Source organism: Corynebacterium sp. 22-2729 (assembly GCF_053479475.1).
This window is the reverse complement of the sequence record NZ_JBRBCA010000008.1, coordinates 1-25,200: the sequence shown is the minus strand read 5'-3', so window position 1 is coordinate 25,200 and position 25,200 is coordinate 1. Positions and strand designations below refer to the sequence as shown.

General features: G+C 59.2%; 22 protein-coding genes and 2 pseudogenes. 9 read left to right on the top strand and 15 right to left on the bottom strand.

The annotated features are described in order from the left end of the window. Positions 1 to 23: 23 nt before the first annotated feature. Positions 24 to 2,603: a DNA polymerase I gene (gene polA, locus ACUY2T_RS07050; RefSeq protein ID WP_448308063.1), complete on the top strand. Its 2,580-nt coding sequence runs from the start codon at positions 24 to 26 to the stop codon at positions 2,601 to 2,603. Here the strand turns inward: polA and ACUY2T_RS07045 are convergent. Next, entirely contained in the window at positions 2,600 to 3,496 is an 897-nt protein-coding gene (locus tag ACUY2T_RS07045; RefSeq protein WP_448308062.1) for a DUF368 domain-containing protein, read from the bottom strand. The two genes, polA and ACUY2T_RS07045, sit on opposite strands and share 4 nt — an antisense overlap. 261 nt (positions 3,497 to 3,757) lie before the next feature. Between ACUY2T_RS07045 and rpsA the strand changes: the two genes are divergently transcribed. After that, positions 3,758 to 5,224, top strand: a complete 1,467-nt coding sequence (rpsA, locus tag ACUY2T_RS07040; RefSeq protein WP_034969922.1) for a 30S ribosomal protein S1 — start codon at positions 3,758 to 3,760, stop codon at positions 5,222 to 5,224. Between the two features lie 117 nt (positions 5,225 to 5,341). Here rpsA and ACUY2T_RS07035 read toward each other — a convergent pair whose 3' ends face one another. The 3 genes from ACUY2T_RS07035 to ACUY2T_RS07025 all read right to left on the bottom strand — a co-directional run bounded on the left by ACUY2T_RS07035 (position 5,342) and on the right by ACUY2T_RS07025 (position 8,053). Then, positions 5,342 to 5,608 (bottom strand): hypothetical protein, encoded by a 267-nt coding sequence (locus tag ACUY2T_RS07035; protein WP_448308061.1) that lies wholly within the window; start codon positions 5,606 to 5,608, stop codon positions 5,342 to 5,344. A 394-nt stretch (positions 5,609 to 6,002) separates the two neighbouring features. After that, positions 6,003 to 6,674, bottom strand: coding sequence for a hypothetical protein (locus ACUY2T_RS07030; protein ID WP_448308060.1), 672 nt, complete (start codon positions 6,672 to 6,674; stop codon positions 6,003 to 6,005). Further along, a complete protein-coding gene (locus ACUY2T_RS07025; RefSeq protein ID WP_448308059.1) occupies positions 6,650 to 8,053 on the bottom strand; it encodes a nucleotide-binding protein in 1,404 nt (467 codons plus the stop codon). The genes ACUY2T_RS07030 and ACUY2T_RS07025 overlap by 25 nt, the downstream gene beginning before the upstream one ends. A gap of 149 nt (positions 8,054 to 8,202) precedes the next feature. On the opposite strand from ACUY2T_RS07025, the gene ACUY2T_RS07020 reads away from it, so the two are divergent. Further along, complete coding sequence (locus ACUY2T_RS07020; protein WP_448308058.1) at positions 8,203 to 9,015, top strand: hypothetical protein; 813 nt, start codon at positions 8,203 to 8,205, stop codon at positions 9,013 to 9,015. 101 nt (positions 9,016 to 9,116) lie between these two features. Here the strand turns inward: ACUY2T_RS07020 and ACUY2T_RS07015 are convergent. From ACUY2T_RS07015 to ACUY2T_RS07005, 3 genes are all read right to left on the bottom strand, one after another. Then, a protein-coding gene (locus tag ACUY2T_RS07015; RefSeq protein WP_269955045.1) for an IS3 family transposase occupies positions 9,117 to 10,309 on the bottom strand; the annotation gives its coding sequence in 2 pieces (ribosomal slippage) (positions 9,117 to 10,030 and positions 10,030 to 10,309; 1,194 coding nt in all). Positions 10,310 to 10,373: 64 nt separating this feature from the next. Next, the gene (locus tag ACUY2T_RS07010) at positions 10,374 to 10,949 is read right to left on the bottom strand and encodes an IS3 family transposase (RefSeq protein WP_448308057.1); all 576 of its coding nucleotides are present in this window, start codon (positions 10,947 to 10,949) and stop codon (positions 10,374 to 10,376) included. Beyond that, positions 10,946 to 11,245: an IS3 family transposase gene (locus ACUY2T_RS07005; protein WP_023028776.1), complete on the bottom strand. Its 300-nt coding sequence runs from the start codon at positions 11,243 to 11,245 to the stop codon at positions 10,946 to 10,948. Before ACUY2T_RS07005 ends, ACUY2T_RS07010 begins: the two co-directional genes overlap by 4 nt. Positions 11,246 to 11,311: 66 nt before the next feature. Here ACUY2T_RS07005 and ACUY2T_RS07000 point away from each other — a divergent pair. Continuing rightward, positions 11,312 to 11,896 (top strand): annotated as a pseudogene (locus tag ACUY2T_RS07000) (transposase); the annotation flags it as partial. A 542-nt stretch (positions 11,897 to 12,438) separates the two neighbouring features. On the opposite strand, the gene ACUY2T_RS06995 reads toward ACUY2T_RS07000, so the two are convergent. Genes ACUY2T_RS06995 through ACUY2T_RS06985 form a run of 3 tightly spaced genes read right to left on the bottom strand, consistent with a single transcriptional unit; the run spans position 12,439 to position 15,075 of the window. After that, positions 12,439 to 13,260, bottom strand: coding sequence for an ABC transporter permease (locus tag ACUY2T_RS06995; RefSeq protein ID WP_187401710.1), 822 nt, complete (start codon positions 13,258 to 13,260; stop codon positions 12,439 to 12,441). Further along, positions 13,253 to 14,014, bottom strand: a complete 762-nt coding sequence (locus ACUY2T_RS06990; RefSeq protein ID WP_014303357.1) for an ABC transporter permease — start codon at positions 14,012 to 14,014, stop codon at positions 13,253 to 13,255. Before ACUY2T_RS06990 ends, ACUY2T_RS06995 begins: the two co-directional genes overlap by 8 nt. Next, positions 14,011 to 15,075 (bottom strand): ATP-binding cassette domain-containing protein, encoded by a 1,065-nt coding sequence (locus ACUY2T_RS06985; protein WP_014303358.1) that lies wholly within the window; start codon positions 15,073 to 15,075, stop codon positions 14,011 to 14,013. The genes ACUY2T_RS06990 and ACUY2T_RS06985 overlap by 4 nt, the downstream gene beginning before the upstream one ends. A 411-nt stretch (positions 15,076 to 15,486) precedes the next feature. On the opposite strand from ACUY2T_RS06985, the gene ACUY2T_RS06980 reads away from it, so the two are divergent. The 5 genes from ACUY2T_RS06980 to ACUY2T_RS06960 all read left to right on the top strand — a co-directional run bounded on the left by ACUY2T_RS06980 (position 15,487) and on the right by ACUY2T_RS06960 (position 21,641). Beyond that, on the top strand, positions 15,487 to 16,116 hold the full coding sequence (locus ACUY2T_RS06980) for a sugar O-acetyltransferase (RefSeq protein WP_014303359.1): 630 nt from the start codon (positions 15,487 to 15,489) through the stop codon (positions 16,114 to 16,116). A 187-nt stretch (positions 16,117 to 16,303) separates the two neighbouring features. Then, positions 16,304 to 17,341, top strand: a complete 1,038-nt coding sequence (locus tag ACUY2T_RS06975; protein WP_257157328.1) for a glycosyltransferase — start codon at positions 16,304 to 16,306, stop codon at positions 17,339 to 17,341. Then, positions 17,338 to 18,123, top strand: coding sequence for a thioesterase II family protein (locus ACUY2T_RS06970; RefSeq protein ID WP_023018093.1), 786 nt, complete (start codon positions 17,338 to 17,340; stop codon positions 18,121 to 18,123). Before ACUY2T_RS06975 ends, ACUY2T_RS06970 begins: the two co-directional genes overlap by 4 nt. 27 nt (positions 18,124 to 18,150) lie before the next feature. Further along, positions 18,151 to 19,917, top strand: a complete 1,767-nt coding sequence (locus ACUY2T_RS06965; protein WP_034970331.1) for an ABC transporter ATP-binding protein — start codon at positions 18,151 to 18,153, stop codon at positions 19,915 to 19,917. Further along, positions 19,917 to 21,641 carry an ABC transporter ATP-binding protein gene (locus ACUY2T_RS06960; RefSeq protein ID WP_448308056.1) on the top strand — a complete coding sequence of 575 codons (1,725 nt, stop codon included), beginning with the start codon at positions 19,917 to 19,919 and terminating at the stop codon, positions 21,639 to 21,641. Before ACUY2T_RS06965 ends, ACUY2T_RS06960 begins: the two co-directional genes overlap by 1 nt. 3 nt (positions 21,642 to 21,644) lie before the next feature. Here the strand turns inward: ACUY2T_RS06960 and ACUY2T_RS06955 are convergent, their stop codons facing one another. The 5 genes and pseudogenes from ACUY2T_RS06955 to ACUY2T_RS06935 form a co-directional block, all read right to left on the bottom strand. Continuing rightward, the gene (locus tag ACUY2T_RS06955) at positions 21,645 to 23,123 is read right to left on the bottom strand and encodes an ABC transporter ATP-binding protein (protein ID WP_014303364.1); all 1,479 of its coding nucleotides are present in this window, start codon (positions 23,121 to 23,123) and stop codon (positions 21,645 to 21,647) included. Then, complete coding sequence (locus tag ACUY2T_RS06950; RefSeq protein ID WP_014303365.1) at positions 23,120 to 23,866, bottom strand: energy-coupling factor transporter transmembrane component T; 747 nt, start codon at positions 23,864 to 23,866, stop codon at positions 23,120 to 23,122. Before ACUY2T_RS06950 ends, ACUY2T_RS06955 begins: the two co-directional genes overlap by 4 nt. Next, positions 23,866 to 24,492 (bottom strand): MptD family putative ECF transporter S component, encoded by a 627-nt coding sequence (locus tag ACUY2T_RS06945; RefSeq protein WP_034970325.1) that lies wholly within the window; start codon positions 24,490 to 24,492, stop codon positions 23,866 to 23,868. The genes ACUY2T_RS06950 and ACUY2T_RS06945 overlap by 1 nt, the downstream gene beginning before the upstream one ends. A 91-nt stretch (positions 24,493 to 24,583) precedes the next feature. Further along, entirely contained in the window at positions 24,584 to 24,694 is a 111-nt protein-coding gene (locus tag ACUY2T_RS06940; RefSeq protein ID WP_155270010.1) for a hypothetical protein, read from the bottom strand. Positions 24,695 to 24,744: 50 nt separating this feature from the next. Next, positions 24,745 to 25,074 (bottom strand): annotated as a pseudogene (locus ACUY2T_RS06935) (transposase); the annotation flags it as partial. Between the last annotated feature and the right edge of the window lie 126 nt (positions 25,075 to 25,200).

Genomic DNA, 25,200 nt, shown 5'->3' with positions numbered 1-25,200 from the left:
CGCCCTCCGTTAAAGTTGATCGCATGGCTAAACTCTTACTCCTCGACGGTCATTCGCTGGCTTTCCGCGCCTTCTATGCGCTGCCCGCCGCCAACTTCTCCACGGTCGGAGGCCAGCACACAAACGCGGTCTATGGCTTCCTGGGCATGTTCCTTACTCTTATGGACAAGGAAAAGCCCACCCATGTCGCCGCCGCTTTTGACCTGTCCGGGCCGACATTCCGCGAGGAATCCTTCCCGGAGTACAAGGCACAGCGTCCGAGTACGCCGCCGGAGTTCAAAGGTCAGATTGAGCTGATCCGCCGCACTCTTGAAGCGTTGGGCGTCACAACCCTCGATAAAGAGTCCTACGAGGCCGACGACATTATTGCCACCTTGGCTACCGAGGGCGCCAAGGAAGGCATGGAGGTACTGATCTGTACTGGCGACCGTGACTCTTTGCAGCTGGTCACCGAGGATGTGACGGTGCTGTACACGCTGAAGGGCGTCTCTAATCTGCATCGCTTTACTCCGCAGGCCGTGGAGGAAAAGTACGGCGTGACCCCCACCCAGTACCCAGACCTCGCGGCGCTGCGCGGCGATACCTCCGACAACATGCCCGGCGTACCGGGAGTCGGCCCAAAGACGGCGCAAAAGTGGATCGCGAAGTACGGCAGTCTGCAGGGCGTGATCGACAACATGGACGACATCGGCGGCAAGGTCGGCACTAGCCTGCGGGAGAACATCGACAATGTGGTGCTGGCGCGCGACATTACGGAAATGGTGCGGGATCTAAAGCTCGTCGATGGTATGGACGCCCTTAGCCCCCGAGACATCGATCCCAACGAAGCGCTGGGCATGTTCGAGGAGCTGCAGTTTGGCACGGGACTTCGCAATAGGACGTTCAAGATCATGGGCGTGGAGTTCGCCGATAGCGCTGCGGTGCCCGTGACAGTGGAGGAACCCAAGGCGGGGAAGCTGGGGGCGTGGCTTAAGAAGCGTGCCCGTGGCACGGTGGTCGATGTTGACGGCGAGCAATTGACTCTGCTGGATCAGGACAACATTGCAGTGCTCATCGACCTGGCGGACGTGGATCCGAAGGATGAGAAAGCCCTGTCGGAGTGGCTGGCCAATCCGGAGGCCACAAAGTGGCTGCACGATTCCAAGCAAGCCTTCCATACACTCCAAAATCAAGGCTTAAAGCTTGACGGAGTGGAGCATGACACATCACTTGCAGCTTATTTGCTGCGCCCCGACGTGCGCACTCTCGGTCTTGCGGACGTGGTGCAGCGACACGTGGGGCACGAATTATCTGACAATGCCACCGGCACCGACCGAGCCCAGGCCGTGGCGGAACTGGTGAAGGCCCTCACTCCAGAGATCGAAGAGGCCGGACAGTCCGAGTTGTATTTTGACTTGGAGGTTCCCCTGGCGCTGATCCTGGCGAAGATGGAGCACGCAGGTATTGCCGTGGATGACGCGGCGCTGCAAGAACTCTCCGAGGACTACGGCACACGCCTCAACGAGGAGGTAGCCGCGGCCCGCGAACTGGCGGGGGAGCCGGAGCTGAACCTTTCCTCCCCGAAGCAGCTGCAGAAGGTGCTTTTCGAGACCTTCGACCTGCCGAAAACCAAGAAGACCAAGACCGGGTATTCCACGGCCGCCGCGGAACTGGAAAAGCTTGCGGCACAGTCGAACCACCCATTCCTGGGGCACTTGATGGCTCACCGCGAATACCAAAAGATGAAGTCCACCATCGACGGGCTGATCGAGGCGGTGGGTGACGACGGGCGCATCCACACCACCTTCAATCAAAAGGGTGCGGCGACCGGTCGACTCTCGTCCTCCGACCCGAACCTGCAGAACATCCCCGTGCGCACAGACGCAGGCCGTAAGATCCGTGCCGCATTCCAAGTCGGGGAGGGCTACGAAACATTGCTGACCGCCGACTATTCCCAGATCGAAATGCGCGTCATGGCGCACCTATCCGAAGATGCGGGGCTCATCGAGGCCTATGCAAGCGGTGAGGATCTGCACAACTACGTCGGCTCGCGCGTGTTCGACGTGCCTGTCGATGAGGTCACTCCGGAACTACGCCGCCGTGTCAAGGCGTTGAGTTACGGCCTGGTCTACGGTCTATCCGCTTTCGGCCTTTCCCAGCAGCTGAAAATCAGCGCAGGGGAGGCGAAGAAGATCATGGATAACTACTTCGAGCGATTCGGCGGTGTAAAGCGCTACCTGGATCACGTGGTGGAGGTCGCCAAGCAGACCGGCTATACGGAAACCCTCTACGGGCGTCGTCGGTATCTGCCGGAGCTCAACTCATCGAACCGGGTGGCTCGTGAGAATGCCGAGCGTGCCGCCCTCAACGCACCGATCCAGGGTACGGCGGCGGACATTATCAAGCTGGCTATGTTGCGTGTGGATCGGGAGATTGCGCGGCAGCAGCTGAACTCCCGCGTGCTGCTGCAGGTCCACGACGAACTCGTTGTGGAAGTTGCCCCTGGCGAGCTGGAGCAGATGACCGAGCTCGTGGAGCGGGAAATGGATGCAGCCGCCCAGCTGCGCGTGCCTTTGGATGTCTCTGCCGGCACAGGAGATAACTGGGATCTAGCTGCGCACTAGTTGGCTTCAGCCTTTGCGCCGGCGACCTTCTCGGCTACCAGCATCGCCCCCACGATGGCTGCGCCGAGAACGAACAGCCCGAGGGCTGCGCCCAGGTTTTCGCCGGGTGCCTGCAGGTTGGCGTCGCCATCCTGCCACGGCCAGAGTGCGCGGAGGGAACCAATCATCAGCCCCGTCATCACAAACAGGGTGATGGTGCGGTGAGTGTGCAGTAGGTACTCCAGCAGACGCACAAAGCACGTGATGCCTGTCAGCGCACCGAGGAAGAACACGCCCAGGTACAGCAGGTTTCTATCGTCCACGGCAGCCATAGTCGCGGAGTACAATCCCACTGCCAGCAGGAAGAAAGAACCCGAAACGCCCGGTAGTACCAACGCACACACTGCGATCGCCGCGGCCACGAACACCCACAAAAGGTTCGGGTCGGACTGCGGCGCGCTGGTTAGGCCGGTCAGGAAGAATGTCGCCACTGCCGCCACAACCATTCCGAGGATCGCCATTGGCAGGCGTCGCCGCACATCCTCCTTATCGGTCATGCCAATCGGGACGGTCAGAGAGATCAGCACCATGCCGAAGAACAGCGCCCGCGCATGGACGGGCTTGTCGGTCACGAAGCTCTCCATTACTCCGGCCAGGGAGAGGACAACGGCGCCCATGCCTACCACCATCGGCAGTAGCAGCATCCAGTCCAGCGCTTTGTACTGGGCAAACGAGGCCTTACGATCCTTCGGCAGCTTCTTCGTCGCATCCAGGAAGAGGTTCGCCTGGTGCAGTACGCGCTCGTACACGCCGGTAACTAGTGCAATTGTTCCGCCCGATACGCCGGGCACCAGCTCGGCCATGCCGATCAAACCGCCACGGACCATGTTCACTAATATTTGTATTGCCTTCATCGCGCACCATCGTACTGGACGCCCTCAATAGCTCCCGCCTAACGCGCGGCCAAAACGCCATGTTTGCGCTGTTCACTGTGGTCGTGTAGCGTTATGCGCGTTGTGCGCCCTCTTTTTTAGACTTTGTGACGCCCCAGTGTGAGCGTCTTAGGGGTTCCCGCCAGGTAATTGACGCTGGTGGGGGCGTCAAAAAGAAGGGTTTGCAGAACTAGAGTAACTGTCCATCTTCTATTTCTATTCGTTCCGAAAGACATTCAACATATGCCCACCAACAACGTCCCTCAGGTAGCCATTAACGACATTGGCTCTGCTGAGGATTTCCTCGCTGCCGTCGACTCCACCATCAAGTACTTCAACGATGGTGACATTGTCGAGGGCACCGTCGTCAAGGTCGATCACGACGAGGTCCTGCTGGACATCGGATACAAGACGGAGGGTGTCATCCCTTCCCGCGAGCTGTCGATCAAGCACGACGTTGACCCGGGTGAGGTTGTTGAGGTCGGCGACGAGATCGACGCTCTGGTTCTCACCAAGGAAGACAAGGAAGGCCGCCTGATCCTGTCCAAGAAGCGTGCACAGTACGAGCGCGCTTGGGGCACGATCGAGGAGCTCAAGAAGAACGAGGAGCCGGTCACCGGTACCGTCATCGAGGTCGTCAAGGGCGGCCTGATCCTGGACATCGGCCTGCGCGGCTTCCTGCCCGCCTCCCTGGTGGAGATGCGTCGTGTTCGCGACCTGCAGCCCTACATCGGCCAGGAGATCGAGGCCAAGATCATCGAGCTGGACAAGCACCGCAACAACGTTGTGCTGTCCCGCCGCGCATGGCTCGAGCAGACCCAGTCCGAGGTTCGCTCCGAGTTCCTGCACCAGCTGCAGAAGGGACAGGTCCGCAAGGGCGTTGTCTCCTCCATCGTCAACTTCGGCGCCTTCGTCGATCTCGGCGGTGTCGACGGCCTGGTTCACGTCTCCCAGCTGTCCTGGAAGCACATTGACCACCCGTCCGAGGTTGTCGCAGTCGGCGACGAGGTCACCGTCGAGGTTCTGGATGTGGATCTGGACCGCGAGCGCGTGTCCCTGTCCCTGAAGGCAACCCAGGAAGACCCGTGGCGCGTATTTGCACGCACCCACGCTATCGGCCAGATCGTGCCGGGCAAGGTCACCAAGCTGGTTCCGTTCGGCGCATTCGTCCGCGTCGAGGAGGGCATCGAGGGCCTGGTTCACATCTCCGAGCTGGCCGAGCGCCACGTCGAGGTTCCGGATCAGGTTGTTGGCGTTGGCCAGGACGCAATGGTCAAGGTCATCGACATCGACCTGGAGCGTCGCCGCATCTCCCTGTCCCTGAAGCAGGCTGATGAGGATTACACCGAGGAGTTCGACCCGTCCAAGTACGGCATGGCTGACTCCTACGACGAGCAGGGCAACTACATCTTCCCGGAGGGCTTCGACCCGGAGACCAACGAGTGGCTCGAGGGCTACGACGAGCAGCGTCAGGCATGGGAGGCTCGCTACGCAGAGTCCGAGCGTCGCCACCGTCTGCACACCGCTCAGATCGAGCGTAACCGCGCCGCAGCTGCCGAGGCCGCTGCCAACGGCGAGGGTGGCTACTCCTCCGAGACTCAGACCGAGTCCGCACCGGCTTCCTCTGAGGCACCGGCTCAGGACGCCGGCACCCTGGCTTCCGATGAGCAGCTGGCTGCTCTGCGCGAGAAGCTGGCCGGCGGCGAGTAAACCACTCGACACCGCTAGCAGGGACCGCTATTTAACCAGCTAAGTCCGCGCGCTAGGAACGCTGAAAGGCATCCACTTCGCTGGGTGCCTTTTTGTTTTTCGTAGGTGCGCTTTTGGCTAAAGCATCTGAATGACAGTGGCGGCGCCGATCGTAACCACAAGCATGATGGCTGCGATAATAGCCGAGCCCATGAGGATTTTGACGGTTCGCGGAGTCACACTTGGCTGATTTTCACCATGCCGGATAGCTTTGCCCGCGATATCCATGCGCAGCTTGTGCGCCTGCACGGCAGCGCGATGGTCCTTCTTTGCTGGCGTGGCGGTAGACGACGAGGGAGAAGCCGCAGGGGCGCTCTGTCCTACGTCGTGCTGTTGGATAGACATGGGGGGCTCCTTTCAGCTTGGCGTCTGCCTTAAAGATATGGCTTCAGCTCTGGTGGGAGTTGGATACGGATCTCTGGTGAATCATTCGCAGGCGGCCTGGGTGCTGGTGCCTTTGGAGCCTTGGGTGCTGGCTTCGCAGGAGGCTTAGAAGGAGGCGGGGCAGTTTCTGTTACCGTCTCTGGCTCCGCAGCTGGGGCCGGCGGGGGAGCTGGCTTGGGAGTTTCAGACTTGGTGCTCGGTGCCGTCACCTCTTCAGGTAGCTCAGGTACTTTGCCCAGTGGTGGAACTTCGTCATTCACAGTCTGCTCTTTGGCATGACCCGGCGATTCGCATGCAGCTAGCGTGCCTGTAAGCGAAATCAAGAGCAGTGCGCTTGCAGTGTGAGTTTTCCTCATTAGCGTGAATACTCCTTGGCCTTTTTGTGCACAGCTTTTAAGAACACTGGGCTGGGGTTGAATTCTGAGACTGCTGTGGTCCACCCTTCTGGGCTGGTGAGGTCTCCCGCGCTACAAGTGATTTTCGCGGTGGTCAGGGCGGCGTCGTCGATGTTGTCCGGATTTGGCGCGTTGCCAGGTTCAGCGGCAGTGCCATATTGTTCCCAGCGCGAAGGCATGAGTTGCATTGGTCCCACCGGGATGTCCTTAGTGGAATCGCCGTCGATGTCTCCTCCGTCGGTATCGGGCACGGAGTTCTTGCCGCCGGCGGCAGGCGCAACGGCGCGTATAGGTTTGGAGGTCACGCCGTCTTCGTCGATGGTGGTGGAGTTTATTTGCCCATGTTGGGTCAGCACATCACCCAATGCAGCAAGTGTTTGCCAGCCGACGGCGCAGCCTTGTTCCTGTTCCACGTTGTAGGCGGCGTATGCGTATGCCTGAAGCGCGCGTTCGGGGATGTGGTAGGGCTCGGCACGCTCGGTAGCCCACTGCTTCATGGTATCCACTTGGGCGTGTTGCTCTGGCACAGGTGGTTCTAGGCGATCGGCGCAGCTGGCTAGGGTTGTTGAAGCAAGGAACCCGACGCCCAGCGCGGCCACCCCTCGGCCTACGAAGCTGCGTGACGGTGCCACGAATCAAAGTCCTCCGCAACAATTGCTGCTAGTTCCATGTAAGCCTGCTTGGTTTCCTTGCTGATGCGGTCAAGATCAACCGTTGCGCCTTCGGAGAGGTGGCGGTCGAATGGAATGACGTGCACTGCGCGGGTGCGGCTACGGAAGTGTGCAATCAACTGGTCCATATCAATCGTCGCATTTTCAGGGTGTGCCGCAGAGACAACCACTACAGAGTTTGCTGCGAGTTGTTCGTAGCCGTGCAGGTTAAGCCAGTCCAAAGTGGCGGAGGCTGATTGAGCGCCGTCAAGGGCAGGAGAGGTGACGAGCACCAAGGAATTGGCCAGCTCCAACACACCGGACATTGCGGAGTGCATCAGCCCTGTTCCGCAGTCAGTGAGCATCACGTTGTAGTGGTGCTGCAGAATGTCGACCGCGTGGCGGTAGTCCTCATCACTGAAGGATTCGGACACGGCGGGATCGCGCTCCGAGCCGATAACTTCCAAGCGAGACTTGGCCTGGGTAGTGAACTGGCGAATGGAGGCGTATTTTGATGTGTCTTCTGCGTTGAGGAGGTCGCGGATCGTTGCCGGACCGGGGGCAGCCACACGCTGTGCTAGGGTGCCGAGGTCCGGGTTGGCATCGATGGCGATGACGCGGTCGTGTCGGATGGAAGAGAAAACGCCACCCAATGCCACGGTGGTGGTGGTTTTGCCCACGCCACCCTTAAGGGACATCACCGCGATGCGGTAGTCGCCACGCAGTGGACGGCGAATTTTTTCCAGAAGCTGATCGTGTTCAAGATCTTGCTGGGAGTCACCAACGTTCCAGTGCCCACCGGTGACGTTGTAAAGCATTTTGCGCCATCCACTGCGCGGTGCCTTCTTGACGGCATTGACCAGGTTTGTCTGGTCCAGTGCCGGCGGTGGCTTTAAGTCATATTCGGACGGTACATGGTGCTTACCGTGATACGGGGCCTGCTGCGGTTGGGGCTGGGCCTGCTGTGGGTGGGCTTGCTGTGGCTGTGCCTGAGTTTGCTGCGGCTGGGCCTGCTGCGGCTGGGCCTGCTGAGGAGCTCCAGATGAAGCGGGAGAGCCGTGCGGGGCAGTGCCCTGCGGCGCTGTTCCCTGGGGAGGCTGAGGATGCTCTGCGGAATTACTTTCCACTTGGTTGGCTTGGTGACCTTCCTGAGGCTTGGATTCGTGAGCTTGCTGAGGCGCCGCAGGGACTTGCTGCTGACCTTCATTGGAAGAAGGGGAGGAAGTAGGAGACTCTGCAGCGGGCGGCTCTTGGGGCTGAGAAGGTTGTTGTGGTGGGGCGGCTGGTTGTGCTGGCGCACCATCACCAGTGAACTGGAGCCAAGAGGGCAGTCCTTCGTGGGATGGCTGGTTGGTTGACACTACGCACTCCTCGTGTACTTCACTCTTTGTTACCGACAACTTCTCTACGTATAACCCGTCCTATACTAATGTGTGTTGTGCAATTTGTGCTGTGTGTCCCCCACAGATGTGTTTGATTTGCTCTAGGCAGAATGGAAGAGAATCGCTAGATGAATTCCCCAAAGGTAGCTAACGCTGCACGAAGTGGAGGTTCGGGCTCGCTGGTCTCGGGGCGTAGCGTTTTCGGCAGGGCAGTGTGGGCTTCGCGGGTTGCACAGGCGCGGAGGTCTTCTTTAGTTGACACATCTAGGCCGATGGTTATTGCGGTGGCTTCCATTGACAACCGTATGCTGACTTCGCCTGTGACCGCTTTGGTTTCCATGATTGCCGAAGAGGTTTCTGAACTACCGATGGTAGTTCTGGACGCAGATGTGCAAGCTCAGCCAATGCGAGGACCGTTGGGGGCGTGGGCAGCGGGGGACGTTCTTGGGCTGGCGGCGACGGAACCGCTGGATCTGACCCGCAAGAAGATGGAGAACTTTGCGGATAGTTCCGGGGCAGTTCCGCTGTTGACGGCTTCGCAAGGTACTCAGGGGCAGATGGCTGCTGATGTACTAGACACTGTGGTTAGTCGTGCTCAGCACAGGTGGCCAATTGTTGTGGTGAACTTGCCTTATACATGTGCCGGGGAGACCATTGCCGCGGGCACAGCTATGGCGGATCATGTGCTGTTGGTGGCTGATAGACACCATGAACAGCATGGGTGGCTGTACCAGCCGGGTCACCACCTGACGGAGCTGGCACAGTCCAGGAAGGTGACTGTTGTCAAGGTGGGGGCAGCTGCGGTCGATTTGCCGCAAGATACGGTGGTTCTGCCAAGCGTAGATGCTCAGTCGACGAGCAGGTCGCGGATTGTTCCATCGACGAACCCGGAGGACGTGTCGATGTATCACCGTTTGCTGTCGAGGGTTTTCGGTAGTTGAGGACTCCTACACACTGTGAAGAGTCCTGGGTTTATTTCCTATCTCTGCTAGGGAAGGATTGAAGGGCCCGACCCCCGGAAAGTGGACACATCGGGGGCTAGCTATGCTGCTGTGGTCAGTATAGCCGAAGTCTCGGCTTCAAAGACATCAGGAGCTACGAGATTGCACCAGGAGTGCCGCCTGCGCGTGTTGTAGCGCATGCACCACCGGAAGACCTCTTGACGACAGCTAATTGGGTTGTCAAAGACTTTCCGATCACGCAGCACTTCCCGCTTTAAGGTGGCGTTAAAGGATTCTGCCAGGGCATTATCGGCACTCGTTCCAACTGCGCCCATGGACTGGCGCACACCTAACGACGAGCAGTAGTTCCTAAAGGCTTGTGAGGTGTACACGCTGCCGTGATCGGAATGGAAAATAGTCCCGTCAAGACTGCCGCGCACGCCGTGTGCGTGGGCTAGAGCATCGATAACTAGTGAGACCCGCATGTGGTCTGCGAGTGCATAACCTGCAAGTTTACGTGAATACGTGTCAATGACTGTGGCAAGGTACATGTTTTTGCCTCCCCTACACGGCAGGTAAGTAATGTCACCGACATACACACGATTTGGCTCGCCAGCTGTGAACTTGCGGCCTACTAGATCTGGCATGACACGGTGACCAGGCTTACGCCTGGTAGTAATGCATCGACGCCGTTTGCTAAAGCCTTTTAACCCCATGGATTTCATGATGCGTGCAACTTTCTTGTGATTGATCGGGATATACGTCGTGTCCTCCTTGAGGCTTGCGGCGATGCGTTTAGCACCATAAAGCCCGTGCTTATCATCGAAGATGGTCTTGATTCTTGCACCAATAACGGCATCAGAATACATCTTTAACCTGCGTTTTTTACGGGTGCTCACCCACTTGTAAAACGAGGAACGATTCAGCTTTAACACATCGCACATCCGCTTAACCGAGTACTCGGTTCGGTGGTCATCGACAAACTGGAAGCGGATCACCAGTGAGTCTCTTCGGCAAAATATTTCGCGGCCTTACGCAGGATGTCGCGTTCTTCGCGCAGCTTAGAGACTTCTTTTTCCAGCTGACGGATTCGCGCAGAATCATTCGCCGCTTGGGCTTGATCGTGCACGGCCTTCGTGCGGGCACGTTTGCCAGTGCCGTACTTTTTGACCCAAGAATGTAGCGAGGCACGGTTGATACCGAGCTCAGCTGATGCTGAGTTCAGCGAGAGATCCTCGTTGTTCTCATAGAGGGCTACGGCATCGCGTTTGAACTGTTCGGAGTACCTGGACATGGTGGTAGATTACCTTTCTTCCCAGCTCGACTGGGCTGGATATCAGGTGTCCACCACATGGGGGTCAGGTCCTGCCGCGCACGCCGTGTGCGTGGGCTAGAGCATCGATAACCAGTGAGACCCGCATATGGTCTGCGAGTGCATAACCTGCAAGTTTACGTGAATACGTGTCAATGACTGTGGCAAGGTACATGTTTTTGCCTCCCCTACACGGCAGGTAAGTAATGTCACCGACATACACACGATTTGGCTCGCCAGCTGTGAACTTGCGGCCTACTAGATCTGGCATGACACGGTGACCAGGCTTACGCCTGGTAGTAATGCATCGACGCCGTTTGCTAAAGCCTTTTAACCCCATGGATTTCATGATGCGTGCAACTTTCTTGTGATTGATCGGGATATACGTCGTGTCCTCCTTGAGGCTTGCGGCGATGCGTTTAGCACCATAAAGCCCGTGCTTATCATCGAAGATGGTCTTGATTCTTGCACCAATAACGGCATCAGAATACATCTTTAACCTGCGTTTTTTACGGGTGCTCACCCACTTGTAAAACGAGGAACGATTCAGCTTTAACACATCGCACATCCGCTTAACCGAGTACTCGGTTCGGTGGTCATCGACAAACTGGAAGCGGATCACCAGTGAGTCTCTTCGGCAAAATATTTCGCGGCCTTACGCAGGATGTCGCGTTCTTCGCGCAGCTTAGAGACTTCTTTTTCCAGCTGACGGATTCGCGCAGAATCATTCGCCGCTTGGGCTTGATCGTGCACGGCCTTCGTGCGGGCACGTTTGCCAGTGCCGTACTTTTTGACCCAAGAATGTAGCGAGGCACGGTTGATACCGAGCTCAGCTGATGCTGAGTTCAGCGAGAGATCCTCGTTGTTCTCATAGAGGGCTACGGCATCGCGTTTGAACTGTTCGGAGTACCTGGACATGGTGGTAGATTACCTTTCTTCCCAGCTCGACTGGGCTGGATATCAGGTGTCCACCACATGGGGGTCAGGTCCCCTGAGCCTGTCATCGATGCCATGCTTGCTGCCATCCACGAACAGACCGTATCCATTGCCGGCGCAGAATACGCCGAACTTGGCGTAGCAATGTCCGCCACAGATGCACTAACCAAACTCGAGCATCGTAAAGAAATCGAAGCGCAGGTACTCAAGCTGATTCAGGACATTCCGCAGACCGAGATTCTTTTATCCATGCCTGGTATCGGCCCGCGTAGCGCAGCGCAGATCCTCATGACTGTTGGCGATATGTCCGACTTCCCCGATGCAGCGCACCTAGCATCCTATGCAGGGCTATCACCGCGGACGAATCAGTCAGGAACGTCTATCATGTCGAATTCGCCTAACCGGGCTGGCAACAAAAAATTAAAGAACGCCCTATGGCAATCGTCTTTTGCATCGATCAGATTCCGCGAGCGTTCCCGGCAATTCTATGAACGAAAACGCAAAGAAGGCAAAAGACACAACGCCGCAGTCGGCGCACTCGCACGCCGGCGCCTCAACGTTCTCTTCGCCATGATGCGAAACGGCGAGCTCTACCGAGACATCTCCACAGTCCAGGAGGCCGCAGCAGCCTAGAACCAACAGACCCTCACCTCAAGCCGATTGCACAGCAAGCCCAATCGGCTCCTCACCGTGCCCGAAAACAACATCCACAAGGAAAAGCAGAAACCCTTCACACCCCCCAACAAACTCACCCACGGAATTGACAAACTATATAGGAACACCTCCCTGGGCGATGGTGCAGGCGCGGAGAGCGCCGCTGTTGCCGATGCCGCGCCCAACACCGCGACGGTAGTAGAGTACCCGCTGCCGGTGCAGGAGTTTGCGGTGACCCGCTACGATTTGCCCGCCGGCACCACGGTTTCCACGCAGCTTCCCGGACCGGCCATCGCCCTGGCTACTTCTGGTGTGGTCACGGTAAACGACCTGGAGCTAGCCCCGGGCGAGGCCGCCTGGTTGCCGGTAACCGGCGGCGACACTACCCGCCTTAGCGCGGCCGCGGGTAAAGATTCGCAGCTCTTTATCGCGGCGGCGCGCCCTGCGCGGCAAGTAGCGCTACCGCGCCGCTGGGGACGCCGCCGCGCGACAAGTAGCACTGTCGCGCTAACCGGCGCTATTTACGACATGGTGGGGCGGCGGAACGCAGCTGCGGCGGCTAGCAGCACTACGGTGAGTGCTACCATCCAGGCCACGAAAGCCCAGACTGCGGTGCCGGGCTGGCCGGTGGCAAGGATTTCGGCGCTTGGCGTGCCGTCGATGGCGGCGCCGGCGCGGGCGGCGAAGGTAAGCGGATTCCACCGGGCGATGGGTTGAACCACACCAGCGAATTGCTCCACGGGCACGAGGCCGCCGTTAAGTGCCATGGCCGCCATGATGATGGGGGCCGGGCCAATGGCGGCCTCCGGGGTGGCGCACATCGCGCCCACCATGGCCGATAGCGAGGCGGCCACCACCGCGCCGAAGATGATGACTAACAGCACCCAGCCAAACCCGGCCAGCGTGTGAATACGCAGGCCAGAAGCCACGGAAGCCAGCAGCACCGCGCAGCCGGAGATAAGGCTGCGTAAGGAATCGAAACACCAGCGGCCGAAGATCTCCGGGCTGGTGCCGTAGCGCGTGGTCGCGATGCGGGTGGTGATACCGCGTTGGCGTTCCTTAATTATCTGCGCGGCGGCGGAGGTGCCATTCATCAGTTCGCTGGAAAGGATGAGCGCGATGGTAAGCGGTAACGCGTCGAGCGTGGCAGAGCCTTGCGAGGCCGCCATGAGGTCGCCAAACAGCCACCGCATGACCAGGAACATCAAAACGGGACCAGCCACGGTATTGGTAATTACCGCGCTATCGCGGCGGGCGGCGTGCAGGTGCCTTCCAAAATGCGTGGCGACAGTGGACAGCCAGGTGGTGTCGTGCGACACGGTGGCGGTGGTGTGGTTAGTCATGTTTCCTCCCCTGGAAAGCGGTGATAAAGCCCCATACGCCAACGACGGTCATGGCGATGAGCCAGCACAGTGCTTCGACTCCGCGCGCCCCCAGGGCAGCGCCACCTAGTAGGTTGCGGGCGGTGTCCAAGATGGGAGATAGCGGTACGTGCCGGATGATGGGGCCAATGCCGCCGGGCAGCGCATCCGCAGGCACGAATGCGGTGGAGAACATCACCATGACCAGCACGAGGTTTTGGAAGAGCAAGGACGCCGAGGTGGGCTTGGGGGCCAACAGGCAGGAGCCATCGATAAACGCGGAGAGGATGATGGTGAGGGCGGCGAAAAGGGCGATGGTAAGGATAATACGACCCGGTCCGGCAGCGTAGCGGGCACCGAGCAGGATCGTGGTGAGGACGACGATGCTGCACGACCACGCGGCGCGGGTGAGATCTGCCAGCAGCCGGCCGACGACCGTGGCCCAGGCGGGCGTCCCGGTGGCGCGGATGCGGTCGTGGATGCCGTTTTCGGCGTCACGCGTAATCGCCAAGGAGGAGCCCCCGGCGGCGAACACAATCGCCTGAATAACGCCGGCGGGCAGGAGGAAGGCGGCGTAATCGATGCCGAGTTCCGTCGAAGCCTTGGCGAAGGTGGCGTAAAAGATGACCATGAACAGGCTGGGTATTGCCACGGCGGAAACCATTACGGCCTTGTTGCGGACGGTGCGCAGGACATTGCGGTGCCACGAGGCAGCGACTGCTCCGAGCGCGTTCACTGGGAGCCTCCACCGGTGTGGGGAGCCTGCTGCGCGATGTCGCCGGACCCGGCGATAGCGAAGTAGACATCGTCCAAGGAGGGCGGAACCAAGGAGACGTCCGCGACCGAGGTGTCGTCGCCATCCCACAAGGCCAGCGCCCGGACTAGGGTGCGGTGGCCATCGGGCGCATCGACGCGCAATACGGTGTCCTCTTGGCGGCAGTCGATGCGGTGTTCTTGCAAGGTGTGGGTGAGGCGTGCGGCATCGTCCGGGCTAGACATCGTGATGAGGCACACCGTGGTGCCATAGCGGTCCTTGAGCTCGGCGGGGGTGCCTTCGTCGAGCACCTTGCCTCCGGCGAGCACGGCGACGCGGTCTGCGAGCTGGTCAGCTTCTTCCAGGTATTGGGTAGTAAGCAGGATCGAGGTGCCGTCGGCCGCCAGCCCGCGGACGGTATCCCACACGGAGCTGCGCGCGGCGGGGTCGAGGCCCGTGGTCGGCTCGTCGAGGAACAGCAGCGCGGGCGGGACAGTGAGGGAGGCGGCGATATCTAACCGCCGGCGCATGCCGCCCGAGTATGCCGAAACCAGGCGGTCGGCGGCGCCAACCAGATCGAAGCGCTCAAGAAGTTCCGCGGCGCGGGCCTTCGCATCGCTAGCTTTAAGCCCTGCCAGGCGGCCAAAGAAGATGAGGTTTTCCTTGCCGGTAAGCTCCTCATCCACTGCGGCGTATTGCCCGGTCAGCGCGATGGAAGCGCGCACCTTGGAAGGATCCGTGGCTAAGTTGTGGCCATCGATGATGGCGGTTCCGCCCGTGGCGGGCAGCAGCGTGGAAAGGACATTGACCAAGGTTGTCTTGCCGGCACCATTGGCGCCTAGGACGGCGAGGATGCCCCCGCGCGGAATGGCGAGGGTCACACCGCGCAGGATTTCCGTTCGCTTCTTGACTTTTCCCAGGCTACATCGCAGATCTTGGACATCAAGCACCAGGTCGCGGCCTTTTGCGTGGGCGCTGGTTGAGGGGACTGCGGTGGCGCTGGGGTCACCGCTAGCGGTTGCCGTGGTGGGGTTTTCTTTCATGATTCATCCCTGGATATACGTCAACGGTCTATTAGACGGCGCACCGATTCTCCTACCGCAGAAGGAAAACCGATTATTGCCCGCGAACGATGGATTGTGGTCCACGGAGCAAGCGCCTGGGGTAGTGCCAACTAATCCTTAGAAAATGATGTATGTCTAGCGGCACCGGGTCGTGCACAGCGCCCCGCAGGAGAGGGCTGCACAGGTCGGCTGATCGGCGGCGACGCTGCAGGTTGCTGCAAAGTTGAGCATACCATAATTAGGCATGGCATGCTTGACAATTAAGTCGAAGGCCTGTAAGCCACCAAGTGTGAGCTAAGAATCTGGGTATTCCGACTAGTCAGGGTCAAACCGCGTGGCTGACCGTAATTCGTATTGTGGCTCGCGCCTCTCAAGCACAAAGGAGTATCCATGGATTCTCGAGAGCAAATCGAAGATAAGATTCTCTGCGGTCAGCCCTTCCGCCCTATTGAGGACCCGGATCTCTATTACGAGATGATGGAGGCGGCGGAGAAGTGTCACGATCTCAACCAGCTTCGTCCACTTCAAACAGCGGAGAAGCAGGCAGTGATGGCAGACCTGCTTGGTGAACTGGGGGAGCGCTTAATGGTTTTCCTGCCATTTCATGTCCAATATGGCTCGAAAATCAAGGTCGGAGATGGCGTGACCTTCAATCGAGGAACGACGGTACTTGATATGGCCCCGGTGACATTTGGCAATGAGGTCATGGTTGGTCCATGGTGTTCCTTCTTTGCTGGCAATCACGCCTTAGACCCCGTAGAGCGGCAATACATGGTGTGTACCGGGGGTGCGATCACCATACAAGACCATGTGTGGCTTGGTGGCAATTGCACGGTAACTGCGGGTGTCACGATTGGGCATGGTGCAGTAATTGGTGCTGGCAGTGTTGTGACAAGAGATATTCCGCCCATGGTACTCGCAGCCGGTAATCCGTGCCGAGTCATTCGTGATATTGGCCCGGAAGATAAGCTCATGGGGGAGTCTTGGGTTCCTGAGTGGCCTAGTTGGATTACGGATTGAGACGGCTGTGAAAGTTCTCGCGGTCGTCCTGGGTTCTGAGGGTGATATGCTGCCATTTGCGCACCTTGGTGTCGCACTTCGAGATCGTGGCCACCAGTTTGTTTTGGCTGGGTTTAGCGAATTCGGCGGGAGTTTTCGTGCAAACGGGGTGGACTACATCGAGTTACCCGGTGATTACCGGGCGTTAATGAAGCGCCTTTTGGGCGATAGTAAAGGCATGATGGACACTGTCTTAGGTATCCGTGAGATGATATCTGACGCCCACGTTTTCGATGTGTTAGAGCATGCCATGGATGGCGTTGACGTGGTCATGTACACCCAATTCAGTGAAGTTGCTCGGTTGTTAGGGGCTGCACGCGGAGTCCCCAGCGTTCGGGTGCAGGTTTTCCCTACCGAACCCTGCCTCCGTTACAGCCTCGTGGATCCGCGAAAACTGGACGGCTCTGTCGGAGCTCTGGTCACCCACTGGATGTCCAATACTCTGATGGCTTGGGCGATGCGCCCAGTGATAGCGGCATGGCGCCGTAGGTTGGGGCTGCGTCAGCGAGCGCTCTCCTCTCCACCAACCACGATCTACCAATTCAGTCCCGCGTTGAGTCCGCCGGCGCCGGAATGGAAAAACCACATTCACGTCACTGGCGAGTGGCTTGACCCGCACCACAGTGAACTCGCCCTAGACCCAGCAGTCGAGGAGTTTGTGGCTGCCGGCTCGGCCCCGGTTCTGGCAAGCTTTGGGAGTATGGTCTCAGATCGCGTTTATGACCTTCAACGATGGACTCGAGACGCGTGCATCGAGCATGGTCTGCGGGCGATAATCGTCGATCCCGATCATGAGCCTGGTGTGAGAGAAGGAATCCTCACCGTCGCCCGGGTCCCGTTCGCGACTGTGCTTCCGTGGTGCCGTGCAGGCATCTGCCACGGCTCACTGGGCACCACCGGGGCGATCCTGCGCGCCGGCAAGCCGTGCCTTGCGGTTGCATTCGGTGGTGACCAACACTTCCATGCCAACGCAGTTTGTCGAAACGGTGCCGGGCCGAACTATATTGACGCCCAGCGAGGCGAACTGAGTGCCCAGTCCCTGGCCGCCGGAATTGCCGATTTGGTAAGTGGAGCATACGACTCCGCAGCCCGCAGGATGCCCGAGTTGCTTGCCACAGACCCGGGTACCGTCGCAGCAGTAGAAATCGTGCTTAATCAGTCCGACCTAGCGAAAGGCGAAAAATGACAGAAATCAGCTGCGAGGGAGTCTTTCCGTTTGTGGCCGGACATCGCACTGGAACCCTCTTGTTTTGCTTCCATCACGCAGGAGGCAGCGCTTCCGTCTATCGTGGATGGGTGGGGGTCAACCCAAGCATTGACGTGGTGCCGGTGGAGCTTCCCGGAAAGGCAACCCGTCGCCGAGAGAAATGGGTAAGCGACTTTGACAAGCTCGCCGATATGTGCGCAACCGAGATAGTAGATCTGGCGGCGGGCGCGCCGATTGCGTTGTACGGCCACTCCATGGGGGCAGCGCTGGCCTACCAGGTTGCTGCCTGCCTGCAGCAGATGCATCGGCCCACTATACCGGAAGCCGTGGTGGTGGCCGCACGGCAGGCGCCCGGAGAAACCGTGCCTGGGGAATACCACTCGTCAATGGGGTTCGGTGCGCTGCGCAGGGAGTTTGAGAAGGTAGGTGGCACACCACCTGAGATCCTTGCCAATGATGATGTGATGAAGCTGCTGCTCGCTGACATTCGTCGCGATTATGTGTTACACGAGGGCTTTCACCATGCAACCACGGTGCTTCGCTCTCCTGTGCTGGCATTGGCGGGGGATAGCGACCCAGCTGTCAGCCCAGAGATGCTTTCCCGGTGGGAAAATTTTACCAGCGGTAGTTTTGAACTGAAGGTCCTGCCGGGTGGGCATTTCTTCCCGCTCGATACTGGAACCGAGTTCCTCGACCTGCTTGCCGGTTTTCTAGCGGGAATTACTGGGAACACTGCCTGGTTAGCGCGGAACAATGCGTGATTGTGACTGTTAAGTAAAGAGGCCCCGATGACCGAACAAAAACCACCCATTACATTTAGGCAAATATCTCAACCTGCCCACCGGCAGATCACGGTGTCGCTGCTATTGGCGGTGCTGGCGGCGGTTTTGTCGCTGGTGCCGGTAATCGTGCTGGTTGAGCTGGTGCGCACCGTAATGCTGTCCTTCCAGGGAGAGCCGATAGATGCGTCAAAGCTGTGGCTGCTAGTCGCGGCGCTCATGGTGGCCACCGTCCTACATGGACAGGCAACCGTGAAGAGTCTCCAGGTAAGCCACCAGGCCGACGGCCTTTTGGGCGAGCACTTACGCCAGCAGCAGATTACCAAGCTGGGTAGGCTCCCGCTGTCTTGGTTTACGCGGACACCTTCGGGGACTGTGAAAACCTACATCGAAGACGACGTCACCAAGATCCACCAGCTCATCGCCCACGCGCCGCACGATTATTCGGCCGGTGTACTCGTACCGCTATTGAGCCTGGGATACATGTTCGTGGTGGACTGGCGGATAGGCCTGCTGGGCCTGGTACCACTGCTGTTGGCAGTGGCCACCATGCCGTTTATGATGCGCGAGTTTCAAGAAAAGGCGGAGAAATTTAAGTCCAGCCAGAAGCAGCTAGACGCCGCCGTCGTAGAGTTGGTGCGCGGCATCCCGGTTATCAAGGTGTTTGTTCCGGAAGGCTACGACGAGAGCATTTTCCTTAGTCGTTCCCGGAGTTTTGGTGGGTTCTATCGCGAGTGGTTGCACGCCACCGTACACCCCACCGCTTTGATGAAGATCTTCACCTCCACCGGGTTTGGCCTGCTGGTGGTAGCCGCGGCCAGCCCGTGGCTCATCACGTCTGCGGGCGTACCAGTGGCCGATGTGCTGGCAGCGTTTTTGTTCATCAACAACATCGCCGCGCCTCTGCTTATGCTTTCGCGCACTAACATCATGTTTTCGGAGGCGAAGGCTGCCGCGGCGGATCTCACCGAGTTCTTCAACATCCCGGTATTGCCGCCCGCTGCTGGCGGCAGGGAGCCTGCAAACGCCGGAATTGAGTTGAAAGATTTAAGCTTCTCCTACGTGCCGGACACCCCGGTGCTTTCCGGCATTAACCAAAAACTTACCGCCGGCAGCATCACTGCGGTGGTGGGACCTTCCGGCTCGGGGAAGTCCACGTTAGCCGCGCTCATCCCCCGGCTATTAGACCCCACGGAGGGGTCGGTGCGCATTGGTGGCGTCCCTAGTACTGATCTCCGATCTGACCAGCTCTACCGTAGGGTAGGGTTCGTCTTCCAGGACCCTTACCTTATGCGGATGAGCGTGCGGGATAACATTCGCCTCGCTCACCCGGAGGCCACCGACGCAGACGTGGTTCGCGCCGCCCGCGCCGCCCAGATTCATGAGCGCATTACCCATCTGCCGCGCGGCTACGACTCGGTGGTGGGAGAGGACGCGCAGCTTTCCGGTGGCGAGCAGCAGCGGCTGGCTATTGCCCGGTCCATCTTGCTCGACGCGCCGATCCTCGTGTTGGATGAGGCCACCGCTTTTGCGGATCCGGACTCCGAGGCCGCGATCCAGCGGGCCATTACCGAGCTGGTGGCCGGGCGCACGCTAGTAGTTATCGCACACCGGCTCCACACGATCACCGGCGCTGACCGGATCCTCATGCTGGAAAACGGTGAGGTCACCGAAGCAGGCACTCACGAAGAGTTAGTGGCGGCAGGCAAGGGCTACGCCACGATGTGGGCACGCTACCAAACCGCGCAGGCGGGCATCCAAGGGGAGGAAAAATAATGATCCGCACGCTCTATTCACTGGGCAGTCCGGCTGATCGTCGCCGTCTGGTGCTGGTCCTTACGCTAATTGGGATTTCCGCGGTGGCGTTGGCCATTGGCCTTATCCTCATTGCACTGTTTTTGGACACGCTGTTTAGCGAAGATCCCGCGCAGGCCGCAGCATGGTTGCCCTGGATCATTATCTCCGTCCTCGTCTACGCCGCCGCAGACTGGCCCACTGAGGTTATTGCCCAGGACCTGGGGCATGATTACGTGCTGCGCATCCACCGGCTTATCGCCGATCGCACGGCACAGCTACCCCTGGGCTATTTTGAAGAAGATCGCGCCGGCCAGATCGGTGTTGTAGCCACCAGCGGTGCGCTGTTTGCCGCTAACGCGCCGGCAATGATGCTGCGGCCCATGCTGCACGGTGCTGCCTCGGCCGGTTTGGCTTGCGTGTTTCTCATCGCCGTGGACTGGCGGCTGGGGCTGGTTACCGTTGCAGTGGCTGCCGTGGTGTGGTTCGCCTATAACCGCCTAATGCGGCAGTACCGCGTGGCAGAGCGCCAGAAGGGCGAGCGCAACGAGCACGGCGCCGCGGAGGTGCTGGAGTTCGCCCAGGTGCAGCCGGTGCTGCGCATGGCTGGGCCGGATTCGCTGGGGGAGCGCGCCGTGCGCGCCTCGATTCGAGAGCAGCTTAGCGCCCAGCAGCACACCCAGAAGACAGGTGAGATGATCATGGGTCGTCTGGCTTTAATCATCATGGTCGGTACCGTGGTCATTGATGCCCTGGCCACCGTGCTACTTCTCAACCACTGGCTAGAAGCAGGCACCTACATTGGCGTCATTGTGTTGGTGTTCATCCTGGCTCGCGTTGCTATGTCGGGCATACCCTACGGCGAGGGCTTGGAATCCGCGCGCAATACCTTAGATGAGATCCAAAAGATCCTCGATGCGCGGGTGTTGCCGGAGCCTGCGGTTCCGGCGGCGCCACGCGACTATGGCATCGAGTTCGATGGGGTGGGCTTTGGCTACGAACCCAACACCCCAGTGGTCCGCGACGTGAGTTTCCGCGTGGCGCCCGGAACTACTACTGCGTTGGTGGGTCCCAGCGGCTGCGGCAAGAGCACCTTGCTAAAACTTGCGGCACGCTTCTATGACGTTGACCAGGGGACCATCCGTATCGGTGGTGTGGATATTCCCGATCTTGGCTCCCGGGCGGTGTTGGATTCGCTGGCTATGGTGTTCCAATACGTGTACCTCTTCGAGGACACACTGTATGAAAACATCCGCCTGGGCTGCCACAATGCAACGCGGGAGGAGGTGCTCCGCGCAGCGGAGTTGGCCGGTGTCACCGAGATTGCCCGGCAGCTGCCGCAGGGGTTTGACACCCTGATTAGCGAGGGCGGGCAGAATCTCTCCGGTGGTGAGCGTCAGCGTGTCTCCATCGCTCGTGCGCTACTGAAGGACGCGCGGATCGTGCTGCTTGATGAGGCGACTAGCTCTCTAGACGTGCAGAATGAGCACCTTGTGATGCGCGGTATGAAAACGCTTTCTGCCGAGCGCACCATCGTCGTCATTGCGCACCGGCTGCACACCATCCGCGACGCGGACCAGATTGTGATGATGAGTCCCTCCGGCACCGTGGAGTCTATCGGCAACCACGAGGAACTCATGGAGAGTTCCCCACGCTACCGCAGCTTCTGGGGTGAAAAGAGCGACGCCACCAGCTGGAAGCTGTAGGGACTAGCTGTCGCGGCCGCGTAGATACCGCACCGTGCGCGCCAGTGCGAGATCATCGCACGGTTCGCAGGCGGTAAGGCGGCCTTTTTCCACGCGCAGGAGAAGATCGCAGCACCGCGCCACCAGCTCCATGTCATGGGTTACTACCAAAACGGTCTTGCCCTGCCGGGCTAGGGCGTCTAGCAGGTGGGCCACCCGGTGCATGCGGCACAGGTCCAGCCCGCTGGTGGGTTCATCGAAGACGATTACCTCGCGCTCACTTAGGACTGCTGAGGCGATGGCCACGCGCTGGCGTTCGCCGCCCGAAAGCGACATCGGGTGCCGGGCCCGCTTGTCCGCGAGATCAAGTGCACCAAGCACCTCGGTAAGGCGCGCTTCGTTTTTCCCATCCGGTCCACTGGTGCCGATGATTACGTCGGACTCCACGCTCTCCCCGAAAAGCTGGTGGTTTACGTCCTGCATTACTAAATAGGACTGGCGCAGGCGCTGCCGGGGACCCGAGAGCGAGCGGTTATTGATGTCCACCACGCCGGTGGCCTTAGATTCCAGGCCAGTCAGAACGCGCACAAAGGTAGATTTTCCGGCCCCGTTGCGTCCTACCACGCCGATGACTTGTCCTTGCGGCAACTCCGTGTGGCTGATGCTCAGGGATGGCTCTGTAGCCTTGGGGTAGGTGAACTGTAGCTTTTTGAGCACCATCGTGCCACTTGAAGGGCGTGGCTCGCGGGTCACCTCGGGGACCTGCTGCGCTGAGCGCAAGCCCATGCGGTACAGTTCGGCCTTGTCTAGGGTGCGAAACTCCGAGCCGCTGAGATCATGAGCGATCTGCCCGTCCTGCATAACCAGCACTCGGTCCACGATGTCAACTAGGTAGGAAAGCCGATGCTCAGCGATCAGGACGGTGCGGCCCTGTGTCTTCCACTGCGCGACGATGCGGCGCAGCTCATCGACGGCGGCGAGGTCGAGATTTGATGATGGTTCGTCTAGTAGTAGTACCTGTGGGTGCATCGCGGCCACTGAAGCGCATGCTATTTTTTGTTTCTGGCCGCCGGAAAGTGTGAACAGGTGCCGGTCGAGGAGATGAACCATGCCGAAATCTGCGGAAAGTTCCCCAATACGCTGTCGAATCTCGTTGGGCGCCACGCCGAGGTTTTCGCAGCCAAAGGCGAGTTCGCTGGCTACTTCCAGCGTGAAAAATTGCGACTTGGGGTTTTGGAACACTGAGCCTACGCGTTCGGCGATGTCGTGTGGGTGGGCATGAGTGATGTCTTCGTCGTCCAGCAGCACCTCCCCCGAAATCTGGGCGTCGCAGAACGTGTGCGCCACGCCGTTTATCAGGCGTAGCAGGCTGGACTTACCGCAGCCTGATTCGCCACACACTAGAACTAGTTCGCCCTTCGCCACGGTGAGATTTACGTGGTGCAGCACCGGCTCCGCTGTGTTTTGACCATAGGATAGTGACACATCGTGCAGCTTTATCACGGCAGCATCACTATATTTACCAGTAGTAGGATCAGGGACACGACGAGCACGCTTATGACTATTGCGTCGCCTACGCGGAAGCCTATCTCGCACAGCGTGGTTCGTCGGCGAGGCGAGCCCAATCCGCGGGTCACTGCAGACATAGCCAGCTCGTTGCCGATGCTCACAACGGACGCCAACAGTGGCACAAAGCGGTATTCGAGCATAGCGATCGGGTTGCGCAGGCCCGAGATGCCACGCATCTGCATGGCGGTGCGGATATCGCGGTATTCCTCGAGAATCGTCGGGAAGAACCGGAACATGATGGACGTGGGGATGGTCAGGGCGTCGGGGCTCCGCATGCGCTGCATCGCGGCCATGAATTCGCTGGCCGAGACGGTGCGTAGTAGGTACCAGCAGCACGTGATGCCAGGGAGGATGAGCGAAAGCCCTGCGAACCACGTAGCGCACACGTCCACGATGATGTGGCGCTCGGGCAGGGCCTGTACCACCACCGCAGGAAAGCCGGCGAGCACCGCGAAGGTGAGTGCGTATCGCAGTGCAGCGGCCACCATGCCGGAGGCGAGGAAAAGTGCCCCGGGAACGGCAATGAGCATCCACCGGGCGGTGCTGCCCAGCGCCCCACTGGACCCGGCCGGTGAGATGAGCACCGAGGACACCACGAGGATGACCAGCACCGTGGTGCGTGGGTCCAGATGGAGTCCCGCTGTGTGCGTGCCTGATCCGGGCAAAGTGGGCGACATCAGGCGATTCCTGCTCGCTGGAAGTGCTTGGTGAAGATGCGCCGGCCGAGGATCCCGCCGAGGATCCCGCAGACGAAGGTTACTATCACAATGATGAGGAATAGCCAAGTCATCTGGCCAATAGAGGTGAGGCCATCCGCGAAACTAGCACCATATTTGGTCTGCATGCCGCTGCTCTCTATGTAGCGCCGAGTGGTGAAGAAAAGCGGAATATATGATGCGGTGGGTGACACTGCTACAAAGGCATAGGCGATCACACTGTGTATTGCGCTCGTATACTTGCCGGCGCGCAAAATTAACTCGGCAAACACGGCCATGACCAAGCTGAGCAGCAGTGGCCATATGCCTAAACCAAGCAGCAGGCTGGCGAGGCCGCTGAGAAGAAGGAATATGAAGACCATGCCGGGCTTGTGCACCTTGGCCAAGAACAGCATCATCGGGATGCCCAGGATGAGGGCCTGAACGCTGGTGATCATCACGTAGGTGATGGGGGTGATGCCGATGAAGGCGATGACCACGCCGGCTACCAAGTTGATGACGAAGAAGATGCCGATGTTCATCAGGTCGGTGATGTTCAGCCGTCCTGCTTTTGCATCTTTCGGGGTGGTGTGGGGAGTACTGGGCATGATGTTTCCTTTCAGATTAGGCTGCTTGTGCGTAGCACTGGGTTGGGGGCAAGTGGCTTGTCAGGTGAGCGAAACAGGTGTGGCATGAACTCTAAATTTCGCCTTCTTCTACGTCGCTGCCGACGATGTCGGCGATCAGGTCGGACAATTCTCGGACCGTTGGATGGTTGAATACGTCACGTATGGAGATCTCTACTGACATTTCTCGACGAATGGGCCCGACCCCCGGAAAGTGGACACATCGGGGGCTAGCTATGCTGCTGTGGTCAGTATAGCCGAAGTCTCGGCTTCAAAGACATCAGGAGCTACGAGATTGCACCAGGAGTGCCGCCTGCGCGTGTTGTAGCGCATGCACCACCGGAAGACCTCTTGACGACAGCTAATTGGGTTGTCAAAGACTTTCCGATCACGCAGCACTTCCCGCTTTAAGGTGGCGTTATAGGATTCTGCCAGGGCATTATCGGCACTCGTTCCAACTGCGCCCATGGACTGGCGCACACCTAACGACGAGCAGTAGTTCCTAAAGGCTTGTGAGGTGTACACGCTGCCGTGATCGGAATGGAAAATAGTCCCGTCAAGACTGAAGTGTCCCGGGTTTTGTTCCTAGGCTTGTGCCTTGATTTCCATTATTTCTCGACTGGGGTGGTGTTCCCAAAATTCGGTTTCGACTTCAGCCGGCGTGCGGTAGCCCAGGCTCTGGTGGAGCCT